Annotated in this window: 12 protein-coding genes; 4 read left to right on the top strand and 8 right to left on the bottom strand. The window is 72.5% G+C overall.

Annotated features, from left to right (window positions below; translation table 11 throughout):
• Positions 1-88 precede the first annotated feature (88 nt).
• The 4 genes from rpmF (at position 89) to KYY02_RS13290 (ending at position 2,949) form a co-directional block, all read left to right on the top strand.
• Complete coding sequence (gene rpmF / locus KYY02_RS13275; protein WP_371238117.1) at positions 89-259, top strand: 50S ribosomal protein L32; 171 nt, start codon at positions 89-91, stop codon at positions 257-259.
• Positions 260-264: 5 nt separating this feature from the next.
• Positions 265-1,440: a GTP-binding protein gene (locus KYY02_RS13280; protein ID WP_371238118.1), complete on the top strand. Its 1,176-nt coding sequence runs from the start codon at positions 265-267 to the stop codon at positions 1,438-1,440.
• A gap of 65 nt (positions 1,441-1,505) precedes the next feature.
• Positions 1,506-1,937: a Fur family transcriptional regulator gene (locus tag KYY02_RS13285; RefSeq protein ID WP_371238119.1), complete on the top strand. Its 432-nt coding sequence runs from the start codon at positions 1,506-1,508 to the stop codon at positions 1,935-1,937.
• A 454-nt stretch (positions 1,938-2,391) separates the two neighbouring features.
• Positions 2,392-2,949, top strand: coding sequence for a GNAT family N-acetyltransferase (locus tag KYY02_RS13290; RefSeq protein WP_371238120.1), 558 nt, complete (start codon positions 2,392-2,394; stop codon positions 2,947-2,949).
• A 79-nt stretch (positions 2,950-3,028) separates the two neighbouring features.
• On the opposite strand, the gene KYY02_RS13295 is transcribed toward KYY02_RS13290, so the two are convergent.
• From KYY02_RS13295 to KYY02_RS13330, 8 genes are all read right to left on the bottom strand, one after another.
• Complete coding sequence (locus KYY02_RS13295; RefSeq protein ID WP_371238121.1) at positions 3,029-3,790, bottom strand: class I SAM-dependent methyltransferase; 762 nt, start codon at positions 3,788-3,790, stop codon at positions 3,029-3,031.
• Between the two features lie 80 nt (positions 3,791-3,870).
• Positions 3,871-5,079, bottom strand: coding sequence for an aminotransferase class V-fold PLP-dependent enzyme (locus tag KYY02_RS13300; RefSeq protein WP_371238122.1), 1,209 nt, complete (start codon positions 5,077-5,079; stop codon positions 3,871-3,873).
• 4 nt (positions 5,080-5,083) lie between these two features.
• Positions 5,084-6,418, bottom strand: coding sequence for a pyridoxal-phosphate dependent enzyme (locus KYY02_RS13305; protein ID WP_371238123.1), 1,335 nt, complete (start codon positions 6,416-6,418; stop codon positions 5,084-5,086).
• A complete protein-coding gene (locus tag KYY02_RS13310) occupies positions 6,415-7,887 on the bottom strand; it encodes a Y4yA family PLP-dependent enzyme (RefSeq protein WP_371238246.1) in 1,473 nt (490 codons plus the stop codon). Before KYY02_RS13310 ends, KYY02_RS13305 begins: the two co-directional genes overlap by 4 nt.
• 117 nt (positions 7,888-8,004) lie before the next feature.
• Positions 8,005-8,637: an ABC transporter ATP-binding protein gene (locus KYY02_RS13315; protein WP_371238124.1), complete on the bottom strand. Its 633-nt coding sequence runs from the start codon at positions 8,635-8,637 to the stop codon at positions 8,005-8,007.
• A 521-nt stretch (positions 8,638-9,158) separates the two neighbouring features.
• Positions 9,159-10,544, bottom strand: a complete 1,386-nt coding sequence (locus tag KYY02_RS13320) for a salicylate synthase (protein WP_371238125.1) — start codon at positions 10,542-10,544, stop codon at positions 9,159-9,161.
• Between the two features lie 555 nt (positions 10,545-11,099).
• Complete coding sequence (locus KYY02_RS13325) at positions 11,100-11,831, bottom strand: class I SAM-dependent methyltransferase (protein ID WP_371238126.1); 732 nt, start codon at positions 11,829-11,831, stop codon at positions 11,100-11,102.
• A 31-nt stretch (positions 11,832-11,862) separates the two neighbouring features.
• Positions 11,863-12,609, bottom strand: coding sequence for a thioesterase II family protein (locus KYY02_RS13330; RefSeq protein ID WP_371238127.1), 747 nt, complete (start codon positions 12,607-12,609; stop codon positions 11,863-11,865).
• Positions 12,610-12,665 lie beyond the last annotated feature (56 nt).

Genomic DNA, 12,665 nt, shown 5'->3' on the forward strand with positions numbered 1-12,665 from the left:
ACTGTCGATGCCTCCCCGGCGCGGTGTCGTGATCGACGATCTCCGAGCCGACCGGGGCAGTCCCCCGTCCCGACCGAGAGGAACCACCATGGCCGTTCCCAAGCGCAAGCTGTCCCGCAGCAACACCCGCCACCGGCGCGCCCAGTGGAAGGCGAGCACACCGAACCTGGTGTCCGTGACGGTGGACGGCGTGACCCACCGGGTGCCCCAGCACCTCGTGCCCGCCTACCGGCGCGGTCTGCTGCGCCCGGAGGACTGACACCGATGCCCTCGCAGCGCCTCCCCGTCACCGTGCTGTCGGGCTTCCTCGGCGCCGGCAAGACGACCCTCCTCAACCACGTCCTCACCAACCGCGAGGGGCTGCGCGTGGCGGTGATCGTCAACGACATGAGCGAGGTCAACATCGACGCCGCCCTCGTGCGCGGCGGTGAGGCGGCGCTCTCCCGCACCGAGGAGCGCCTGGTGGAGATGACCAACGGCTGCATCTGCTGCACCCTCCGGGACGACCTCCTGGAAGAGGTGGACCGCCTCGCCCGGGACGGCCGCTTCGACTACCTGCTCATCGAGTCCAGCGGCATCTCCGAGCCGATGCCGGTCGCCGCCACCTTCGCCTTCGCCCGCGACGACGGAGCCGCCCTGGACGACGTGGCCCGGCTGGACACCATGGTCACCGTCGTCGACGCCGCCAACTTCCTCATCGAACTGGACACCGGCCACGACCTCGCCGAACGGGGCCTGGCCCCCTACGAGGACGACGAACGCACCGTGAGCGACCTGCTGGTCGACCAGGTGGAGTTCGCCGACGTGCTGGTGCTCAACAAGCTGGACCTGGTCGACGAGGCCGACGCCGACCGGCTGCGCGGAGTGCTGACCCGTCTGAACCCGCGGGCCCGGCTGATCACCTCGGTGCACGGCTGCATCGACGCCCGCGACATCCTGGCAACCGGACGCTTCGACCTGGAACGCGCCCAGCAGGCACCGGGCTGGGTACGGGAGCTGAACGGCGATCACGTCCCGGAGACCGAGGAGTACGGCATCTCCTCCCTTGTCTTCCGGTCGGCGGCGTCCTTCCACCCGGCACGGCTCTGGGACTTCGTCACCCGGGACATGGACAGCGGCGCGTACGGCCGGGTCCTGCGGTCCAAGGGCTTCTTCACCCTCGCCGGCCGGAACGGCGTGACCGGCTTGTGGTCCCAGGCCGGTTCCGTCGCCCGTTTCGAACCCTCCGGGGTCCGCGACGCCGATGCACCGCACGCCCAGGAGCTGGCCTTCATCGGTATCGGCCTGCAGGCGGACCGTCTTCGCGCCGCCCTGGCCGGCTGCCTCGTGACCGCGGGAGAGCCGGCACCCGCGGCCGACCCCTTCCCCGGCTGGGAAACCGGGGAGGTCTGCGCGCACGAGGACGAACACGGAACCTCGTCCCCGACAGCGGCCGTGTAACCGGACCCGGGGCGGTCGAGCGCGTTGGGCCGTCCCGGACGCCCCACCGCTACGGAGACACACACATGTACGGAACGACCCTCGGCGAGTGGCGACCCACCCCGCAACGGGCCGCGGTTCTGGAGGCGTTGACCGCCTGCGACGGCTTCACCTCCGCCCAGACCCTGCACGCGGCGCTCACGGCGGACGGTGTCGTGGTCGGCCTGACCACCGTCTACCGCACGCTCCACCTGCTGGAGGCGTCGGGCCAGGTGGACATGGTGCGCGACAGCGACGGTGAACGCCTCTACCGCCCCCGGCCCGCCGACGGCCACCGGCACTACCTCCTGTGCCGGCGCTGCGGCCTCAGCCTCGCCGTGGACTCCGAGGAGGTCGAGCGGTGGGCGGTCGAGCTGGCGCGCGTCACCGGCTTCCACGACGTGGACCACACACTCGAACTGACCGGAGTGTGCGACAGCTGTCACGCCGTACGCGACGGCGGCCGAACAGGCGCCTGACACGCGTGTGCTGCGCCCGATCCTCTCACCGGGCGGGCGAGGGGAGCCGTGCGGGGACGGGAGGCGACAGCCGCCGACGGTTCGGCGGCGGCACCGCACCGGCCCTCGCCGCATCGGCACGGGCCGTCGACGCGGCGGTCGCACCGCCCGGTTCGCTCCGGATCCACCCACGTCGACCCGGTGGCCGGTGCGGCCGGGACGATCCGGGTGCGGGGCCGCGAGACCGGCACAGGAGGCACCTCACCGCGCCGCACGCATGACGCCTTGTCCAGTGGACCCGCACGGTCACAGGGCTCTTGGCGGTCCGCCCGAGTCCGTCGGCCGCGAGGTGCGCGGACAGGGGCCGACGTGGTCGTCCGGCGGGCGGGTGAGGCTGCCACGGGCTTGCCGACGCCCCGACCGCGGGCACACGGTCGCGCCCTTCGACAGCGGGTGCCGTGACAAGCTTTTCCATGTGACAGCATCCGGAGTCGCCGCGCCCACGTTCACCCAGTTCACCCGGCCGTCCGAGCTCCCCGGCGTCCTCAGGCGGGAACTCGCCGCCTGCTGGGCCACGGTGGTCAACTCCGGCGGGGCGGTCATTCCAGCGGACTGTCCGCTGCCGCCCCTGACACCGGCGGACCTCGAAGCCGCCGTCGACCGTATCGCGGAGCATCTGGCGCCCGAGCGCGGCAGGCTGCTGGCGGCCACGCTCGACGGCGACCTCGCGGGCTGGCTGCTCCTCCGCCGCGAGGCGCACCCGCTCGAAGCGCACTGCGGTGTGGTGAACCACGTGCAGACACAGGTGCGCCTCAGGGGGCTGGGCATCGGGCTCGCACTGATGCGTCGCGTCCACCACGTCGCGCGGGAGGAGATGGGCCTGGAGCGACTCAAACTGACGGTGCGGGCCGGCCTGGGGCTCGAGCACTTCTACCGCAAGGCCGGCTGGACCGAGGTCGGCCGGTGGCCCGGTGCGCTGCGTCTGGCCCCTGGTGACGACCGCGACGAGATCCTCATGAGCCTCGCCCTGTGACGACGGCGTCGACACACCCCGGCGACAACGCCTCCCGACGGAGCGCCGGGGCGGGGGCCGACGCGGACCCGGGAACCCGTCAGTCCTTCAACGCCACGAGCACACAACTGTCGCCCACCTGCCACACCGGTGTGACGCGGCTGAATCCCGCCCGGCGCAGCAGTTCGGCGTGGCGGCCCACGGAGAGGTGCCGGTTGCCGCCGCCGGACGGCGGACGGCCTCGCTCCCGCTGCTCGAACAGGTCGGCCAGCTCGGGGTCCAGGGCCGCCGCCCGCCACCAGTCCTCCCAGTCCTCGCTGCCGTGGTCACCCGCCCGCTCGGCCCGACAGCGCCCCACATGAGCGGTCAGGTCCGAGCAGGACCGCGCGTCCGGAGGGAAGTGGTCCCCGTTGACCAGCGCCCCGCCGGGGCGGAGCAGGGCCGCGAGGGAGCGGTAGGTCTCCAGCAGGACGCGGACGGGGAGGTAGTGCAGGGCCGTCGTCGAGACGGCGACGTCCAGGCTGCGGGGCAGTTCCAGGGCATCGGCCCAGCCGTCCTCACCGATCACCGCGTGCACATAACGGGCGGCGTCCGCGTGGTGGGTGCGCCCCAGCTCCAGCAGTACGGGATCCATGTCGACCGCGACGATCTCCGCGTCCGGCAGGCGGCCGGCGAGCCTGGCGGACAGGGAACCGGGGCCGCAGCCCAGGTCCAGCAGGAGCGGCCGGGCACGGCCGACGCAGATGTGCTCCACGACGTCCGAGATCACCGTGAAACGTTCCTCTCGGTCCACCGCGTACCGCTGCTGCTGCCGCTCCCAGCGCTCCACCCATGTCCTGGCCGCATCCATGCTCACGCCCATCCGGTCGCGCCCCTCTTCCGTCTCTCACCTGTCGGCACCTACCGCCCAATCTACAGGTGGAAACGATTATCAATAAACTCTCACGCCATGGAGTCGAGAACGGTCAGCAGGCGGTCGATCTCCTCGTCCGTGTTGTAGACGTGCAGGCTCACCCGTACGGATCCGGTCCCGTCGTCCGCGCCCGCCTGGCAGAGACTGTCGGCCCGGACCATGAAGCCGTGACTGAAGAGGATGAACCCGAGGTCGTCGGACGGGATGTCACGGTGCCGCAAGGTGACGATGCCGTGCCGTCGCTGGGCCGCGGGCAGCGTGGAGTCGGCGGCCAGACTGGCGGGGCAGCCGAGGACCTCGTAGGCGTCCAGGCGGCGCAGCCGGTCGGTCAGGCGGGTGGCCAGACGGGTGACGTGGGCTGCGATGCGGTCGACGCCGACCGCGTCCAGCCAGTCGAGGGCGGCCAGCAACGACACGATGCCCACGGTGTTGGGGGTGCCCTGCCAGCCGGAGGGCGCCAGGACGGGGCCGCGGGTGTTGCGCGCCCACACCGCGCCGGTGCCGGGCAGGGCCAGCGCCTTGTGCCCCGAGAAGACGACGAAGTCCACGTCGAGCACCGGATCGCCGACCCGGAGGGGAAGATGGCCCACGCTCTGCGCGGCGTCCAGGCAGATGGGCACGTCAGGGCCCACGGCGGCGCGCAGGCGGTGGACGTTCATGTCCCCGCCGTAGACATGGTGGACATGGGTCGCGGCGACGAAGCGGGTGCGGGGGCCGACCACGTCGGCGAGGGCACGGTGGTCGTAGTCGCCGGAGGTCTCCTGACACGGCAGGGCGCGGACGCGCACCTCGGTGCCGCGCTCCGCGAGCAGGCGCCGGGCTTCGAGCCAGGGGTCGAGGTTGGCCCGGTGATCGGAGAACGGGACCAGGATCTCGTCGCCGTCGGTGAGGTGCTCCACGAGCCAGTCACGGGCGACGGTGCGCAGGCCCTCGGTCGTTCCGCTGGTGAAGTGGACGGTGGAGCGGTCCGGTTCCCGGTCGCCGAGGAACTCCTTGACCCGCTCGCGAGCGCGTTCGATCACGCCCGTGGTCCGGTTGGCCCACGGGTAGGTGCCGCGGCCCGCGTTGGCGTTCGACGTGGTCAGGTAGGCCTGCACGGCGTCCAGGACGGCCCGGGGCTTCTGCGAGGTCGCCGCACTGTCCAGGTACGCCAGTTCCGGATGCGCCGTGATGATCGGGAACTGCGCCCTCGCCTTCTGCTGCCAGAGCCCGTCCCCGGCGTGTGTCTCACCGCGCATCAGGTCACTCCCTCACCAGCGGTGCGCCCGCGTCCCGCCAGGCGACGATGCCGTCCGCCAGGCTGCGGACGTCCGGGTGCCCCATGCCGGTGAGCAACGCGGCGTAGCGCAGCGACTTCTCCCCCACGGGACAGGCCAGCAGCACCGGTGTCCGCTTGCTGAACGGCAGCCCGGTCCGCACCAGTTCCTCGAACACCTCGTCGACGATGTTGACCGAGCCCTCGATGTGCAGGGCGGCGTAGGCGTGCGGGCCGCGCAGGTCGACCACCAGAGGACGGGGGACGCCCTCCGCCATCCAGCGTCGGGCGTCCTCGACCCCGATGACCCGGGCCCGGGCGCGTATCTCGCGGTCGGTGAGCGACGACACCGTGTGCCCGCGTCGTGTTCTGCCCAGCAACTCCGGGCGGCGCTGACGCACATAGCTCAGGTAGCTCTCGGCCCGATCGCACACGATGAAGACGGCGCTCTGACGAGCACCGCTGTCCGCCAGTTCCGCGTCGACGGACGCCAGGTGGCGGACGGCTCCCTGATAGGCGGCGCCGCCGGTCGGTCCCGACAGCAGCCCGCAGCGGCGGATGAGAGTGACCATCCCGTCGATGGCCTCCTGGGAGGTGACCGACGCGATGGAGTCGTACGTGGCCGGGTCGAACAGACCGACCTGGTGCACCTCGTCGATCGTGCGGATGCCGGGGACGAAGTCGGACTTGTCGGCGACCAGCCCGAGCACACGGACCTGCGGATCGTGCTCGCGCAGCACTTGGGCGACACCGGTCGAGGAGCCGGCCGTGCCGACACAGGCGATGAACCAGTCCGGCGCCCGTCCGTCCAGGTCCTTGACGATCTCCGGCCCGGTGCCGGCCGCGTGTGCCTCGATGTTGCGCGGGTTGAAGTACTGGTCGGTGTGCAGGTACGTGCTCCCGGGCTCCGAGAGGGCCTGGTGGAAGCGGGTGAGCGGATCGTCGGTGTCCGTCGGGTCGAGGCACTCGCTCTGTCCGGGGAGTTCCTCGATCTCCGCCCCGAGGAGCAGCAGCAGTTCCTTGATCTCGGGGACGCGCATCCGGTTGGTCACGCTCTTGAACTTCAGCCCGTGCAGGCCGGCCAGCAGGGCCAGGGCCTTGGCCGTGTTGCCGCTGGAGAGTTCCACGACCGTGCCGTGCCCGTCGGCCTCCTCCAGGTGCGGGCGGGCCATGTGCCAGGCGGGCCGGTCCTTGACGGACCCGAACGGGTTGAGCATCTCCAGCTTGGCGTACAGGTCGATGTTGCTCAGTCCGTGCACGGACGGATCGATGCGGACCAGCGGCGTGTTGCCGATGGCCTCGGTGATGCTGTCGTATCTCATGACGGCACTCCCTGCGGGTGTGTGAGCGGCCAGTAGTCCTCGTCCAGGCACCAACGCCGGGCACCGCCCTCTTCCGTGACCGCCACTGTCCGCGCGACAGGCTGCCGCTGCGCGTGGTGGGCGTGGAAGTCCATGACGTAACCGGCGGTGTTGACGAAGGCCAGCAGGTCCCCGGCGCGTGGCAGGCGGGGCAGGAAGACCAGCCGACGGGTGATCAGGTCGGCCTCCAGGCAGAGATTGCCGACGAGATGGACGCCGACCGGTGCGTCGTCCGCCGCCTCGTTTCGAAAGTCACCGCGGGGCAGCAGGACGGGATCGACGAGGACCCCGTGCTCCTCCAGACTCACGTCCCCGGCGTTCATGCCGAGGCGCACCAGGTGACGGGTGGGGTCGTCGTCCACGGGCCGTACGTCCAGCACTCGGGCCAGTGACAGGCCGCACTGGTCGACGAGGGCGCGCCCCGGTTCGACGTACAGGTCGTTCAGGTGCTCCAGCAGGAGCGTGGCGGGCGGCCGGCCCAGGGCCGGGGCGGGACGTGAGAGCAGTCGGTCGAGGTAGTCCGGCCCTGCGACGGGCCGGTGGGCCGGGTACAGGGCCGCCGCGCCGCGTACCGTGCCGCCCTCGTTGCGCAACCCGTAGCCGTGACCGCGCCAGGTCAGGGACGGCCGCACACCGAGCACCGCCTCGCTCAGCGCGGTGGTCCACCGCTCCCACTCGCCGGCCTCGGCGACGTAACCGACCCCGAACCCCCCGCCGATGTCGACGACGCGCGGCGTCAGACCCCGTGCCCGGCACTCGTCCATCGCCAGCACGCAGCGCTCCAGCGCCCGGGTCTTCTCCTCCAGGCCGGTGGTGTCCAGGTGGTACGCCAGACCGGTCAGTACGACGGCGTCCTGGTGCCGCTCCAGCGCCGCCCACAGCTCATCGGTCTCCGCGACCGGCGTACCGAAGCGGCTGCGGCGCGACAGCACCCGCGTGCCGGCACCGCCGTGCCCGGCGTCCGACTCGAACCCCGACAGTCGCGCCAGCACGTCCACCCGGTCCAGTCCGTACGTCCGGACGAGCTCCGCCAGTTGCTCCAGCTCATCGGTCGAGTCCAGGTTGACCGTCGCCCCCACCCGGGCCGCCAGCCACAGGAACTCCCGGTCCTTGGGGCCGGTGGCCATCATCCGGTTCCCCGTGAATCCACAGCTCAGCGCATGCCGCAGTTCCCCCAGGGAGGCCACGTCGATCCCGACGGCGGCCGGGTCGCAGGCGGCCAGTCTCCTCACCAGGGCACTGGAACGATTCGCCTTGTGCGCGAAGTACACCCGGCCGGTGAGGCGGTGGCGGCGGTAGACGGCCAGGAAACGTTCGGTGTTGTCGGCGACGACCTCCGGGAGCAGCACATTGAGCGGTGAGCCGAGCGCGTCGACCAGCGAATGCAGGAACGGCACATCCCTCAGCAGCGAGGCCAGCGGCGGATCCACCCGCGGCCTCAGATACAAGGGCGCGTCCTTCACGAAGTACCCTCCCCACGTCGACCGGTCGTCGATCCGGCGTCACGGCGACCGTTTCGGAGTAGTCGTTTCCATCCGCACGCGCTGCTAAGCCCCGTGTCGTCGCTTCACGGCCTCGCGGGCCGAGGCCGTCGGACGGGGACGGCTCGGCCGCCGGCGAGGGCGGACCGTCCCACCGTGCCCGCACCGCCGTGACGGTCTCCGCCTCCCGTCCGGGCCGAGCCGTGCCCCCGGCTCGGACGGGTCGGCGTTCCCTGCCCTCGTAGCCGCCCGTGACGCGCCGACCACCGCGGTCATGGTGTGCGGCGGGACACGCAGGGAGACGTTCCGCAGCACCGGGTTCCCGTCGTCGTATCCGAAGGCGACGTTCTCGAAGGCGACGTTCTCGAAGACGATCTCGCCGGGGCGCTCGGGGACGGCGCTGCTGCCGGTGCCGGGCAGGGGCGGCTCCTCCAGCAGGGCGGCGAGCCTGCCGAGGTCGTTGCCGGCCACGCGCAGCATGCCGCTCATGCCGGCCGCCTCCGACAACGGGCCGACGAACCGGGCGGCGAGCGCGAGGAGCGCGACCAGGGCGGCGGGCTCCACGGCGTCGTTCAGGGCCAGGGTCACGCCGGTGGTCACCAGGGCGGCGAAGCACAGCTGGACGGCGAGGCCGCCTGCGAGCAGCCTGGGCATGGTCTCGGCGAGCATCCGGCCGGCCGCCTTGCCGCGTTCCTCCACCGCGGCCTCCAGCGGGTCGTAGCCTCGCGGTCACGGCCGAAGGCAGGCAGGGTCCTCCGCGCCCGCGCGAACTCCACCACCCGGTTGCCGGCCAGGGCGTCGGCGGCGTCCCGCTGCCGTTCGCTGCGGCCGGTCCAGGAGGCGGACCAACGGTGGGTGGCGTACAGCGGCGGGGCGCAGTCGCGATCGCGAGCCTGCCCGGGTTGCCGGCGTGGACCGGGCGGCGCTTCCGCGGGACGTGCATGCCACGGTGCGGCGTCGCGCGGCCGGTGCCGCGGTCGCCGAAGCCGCCGGTGGCCCCGGAGCGGGCGACCGTACGGACGATGCCGGTACGGCCGGGCGCCTGCGTGGCCCCGTCGGTGACGGCGGCACCCGGCGTGCTCGGCGAACGGCCGCACGCCGTCCCCGCCCCCGGCCGGGACGCCGGCGGGAGCGGACCCCGCCGGGGCACGGCGGACGGCGCCGACGTGCCCCCGGCCTGTTTTCCGGCGATCACCATGCGCGCAGGCGCCCGGCCCGGCTCACACAGCCGTCACGGCGGTGGCCACGGGCGCCGGAATGCTGTCGCCCGCGCTCGTGACCGGGGTGGAGGGCACCAGATGACCGCTGACCGCCCGGAGTTTCTCCCTGGTCTCCTCCAGCTCCCGTTCCGGGCTGGAGCCCGCCACGACGCCGGCTCCGGCGCGCAGCCAGGTCCGGCCGCCCCGGCGCAGGACGGTGCGCAGCACCAGCGCCGCGTCCAAGGTGCCGTCGGCCTCCAGCCGCACGACCGCACCGCTGTACAGTCCGCGCTCCTGTTCCTCGGCACGGCTGATCGCCGCGAGCGCGGGCCCCTTGGGTATGCCGGAAGCGGTCACCGCGGGGAACAGCGCGGCGAGCGCGTCCCACCGGTCGTGGCCGGGCGTGAGCCGGCCCCGCAACCGGGAGGCGAGGTGCTGCACGCTGCCCCGCTCCTCCACGGCCATGAACTCCTCGGTGCGCACCGACTCCGGCAGGCACACCGTGTTCAGCTCCTCCTGCACCAGGCGTACGGAGACGGCGTGCTCGTACACCTCCTTGGTGTCGCGGTGGAGTTCGGCGCGACGGGCGGCGTCCGCGGCGAAGTCGCCGGTCAGCGCGCGGGTGCCGGCCAACGGCTGGGCCGTGACGAGGCCGTCGGCGTCGATCCGGGCCACGATCTCGGGGCTGAAGCCGGCGGCCTCCCACCCGCCGTGCCGCAACAGGAAGGAACGGGCCGGCAGGTGGCTGCGCCGTCCCGCCACATAGGTGGCCGGAAGGTCGATCCCGTCCGGCACGGACACGGTGCGCGAGACGATGGCCTTGTCCAGCTCCCCCGCGCGGATGGCGCGTACGACGTCGGCGACGGCGGTGCGGTACCGGTCGGCCCCCTCCTCCAGGTCGACGGCGACGCGCGCGGCGGCGGGCTCGTCGGCCGAGGCCGCGGCGGCGTGCAGCCGTCCTTCCAGAGCGTCGAGGGCGTCCGGTCCGTCGGCCCGCAGTACGGCCGCGGTGGGCGTCAGTTCGATCTCGCGCTCCGGGACGACGAACCGGGCGAGGGCCCGGTCACCGGTCGCACCACCCCCGTGGTAGGCGTGGGCGAGTTCGAAGGAGATCCAGCCGTGCGCCGACCCGGCGCCGTCGGTCCGTGTCCGGAGGAGTTCCCCGGCGGTGGCCAACGGGTGATCCCCCGCCGGTAGTTCCGTGGTCTCGACGTTCGCGCCGCGCATCCTGACGGAGGTCTCGCCCACCTCGATCACGACGGACTCGCCCTCACTCCATGCGACGAGGCCGCCCTGCTCGTAGAGGAGGTGGGGCGCGTCGGTGCTCGCGGACAGAGCGGCGGCGACTGCGACGGGATCGCCGGTGAAGGTGAGTTCTCGCTCGGGGAAGGGTTCCCGGTGGGTCACGGGAGGTTCTCGCTTTCCGGTTGGCAGCGGGCGTCGGCGGTTGTGACGCGGCCGACGCCCCATGAGGGGGCGCGGCACCGTCTCGCGGCGGTGGTGAGGGAAGTGGGCGGCCGGGAGATGTCCGGGCGGCCGGGCTCCGCGCGGTCCCGCGAGTGGCGATGGCGCCGTGACCACGCCCCGAGGGACCCGTCCCCGGGTGAGCCCGGCGCCCGGGCCGCGTACCGGCCTGTCGTGCTGACGGCGGCCGGCCGACGGACCTTTCGCTCGGCGGGACGGGACCGGCGGCACGCTCGGCGGCGTATCGCTGCCTGCGTCACGTGCGGTCACTCCCTTCGACGGAACGCACCCGGCGGGGAAAGGCCGGCCCGTCACCGCACCCGTAGGGGGACGGCCCCACAAGGCGGTTCGAGCGCCACCCATACAAGCTGTAATGAAAACGATTGTCAATGCGCTTGGTCGGGTGTCGCCCCTTCGGGAGCCCATGGGCCGCCCTCGCGCGAGGGCGCGGTCCGCCCGTGACACGGCAACGGCAAAGGGCGCTCCGGGCGCCGCCCGTCACCGGATCAGCCTGCCGATCTCCGGCGAGCCCGGAACGCCCGCGGCGCTCACCAGGCTGCTGCTCATTCCGGCCTCCTGCGCGAGCTGTTCGAGGCTGAGGTTCTCCCAGTCGTAGGTGTCGGAGTTGGTGCGCACCAGCTCGCCCCGGCGGAAGACCTTCCAGGACGTCCGCCAGCGCATCACTTCACCCTCGAGGGGTTCGGCCTCCGTCCACCACTCGTAGGTCTGCTCGCCGATCGTCTCGCGCAGCATCCTGAACGGCGGCACACGACGGGCGGTACCGACTCCCATCAGCTCCACGATGATCGGACCGCCCTCGGGCAGTCTGCCGCGCAGGTTCCGCCACAGGTCGACGCGTTCGGCCCTGGCGAGGTGGCCGACCACACCGAAGATCACCACTGCGCTGACGGTGTCGGGCAGGGTGAGCTTCTGAGCGGGTTCCGCCACGACCGTCACCCGCTTCCGCAGGTCCTCGTCCCCGAACACCCGGCTCGTGAGCATCGCCCGCATAGGAACGGACGGCTCCGCAGCGATGATCGGGACGCCCGGCAGGGTCCGGGCGATGACCGCGGTGATCCGCCCCGTGCCCGCGCCGATCTCGACGACGGGGCCGCGAGCGGTGTCGACCCCCGCCAGGGCGGCAGCGAGAGGCCCGGCACTCGTCCGCACGTGGCGCGCGGCCACCATCTCGTAGAACTCCGCGGAGGCGGTGTAGTAGTCCGCGACCATGACAGTGACGTCCTTTCAGGTCTCACAGCTCTCAGGGGGTACTGGGCCACGTGTGCGCGGGGCGGCGGGGGTCGAGGCCCAGGTCCCGGCCGATGGCCTCGACCAGCAGGGCGCGCTGCGGGACGAGGAAGAAGTGGCCGCCGTCGAAGGCCGTGACGGTCAGGGGGTGCCGTGTGGTGCTCGACCACGTCCCGGCATCCCGCGCTCCGCACTCGGAGTCCCGGGAGCCGAAGAAGACGCTGACCGGACAGTCCAGCGGCTCGGCAAAGGACGGCCGGTACGTCTCGATCAGCCGGTAGTCGCTGCGCACGTACCCCAGGATGGCGGCGCGCAGCTCCGGGTCCGCGAGCACCTCCTGAGGCGTCCCGCCGTAACGCGTCAGTTCGTCGATCAGCGCGCTGTCGTCCTGGTGGTGGATGTCGCCCACCACCGCGTGATGGGGTGACGCCCGGCCGGCGGCCAGCAGCCGGACCGGCACCCGAAGGCCCCGGCGCCGCAGCTCCAGAGCCACCTCGTAGGCGACCGCGCTGCCCATGCTGTGGCCGAAGAGGGCGCAGGGCCGGTCGAGCAACGGCCGGAGGGCGTCGACGACCTCGCGGACCAGGACGTCCATCGAGTCGACCGGATCGTCGGCGAACCGGTCCTCCCTGCCCGGGTACTGCACGGTCACATGCTCGATCTCGTCCGGCAGCAGACGCTGCCAGGGGCGGAACGAGGAGGCCGCGCCGCCCGCGTGCGGGAAGCACACCAGGCGCAGACGCGCTTCGGGCCGAACCACCGGCCTGCGCAGCCAAGGTCCGAGAACCGACTGATTCACCATTTTCTCCTACCGCG

The sequence above is a fragment of the Streptomyces pimonensis genome, assembly GCF_041380215.1.
GTDB lineage: Bacteria > Actinomycetota > Actinomycetes > Streptomycetales > Streptomycetaceae > Streptomyces > Streptomyces pimonensis.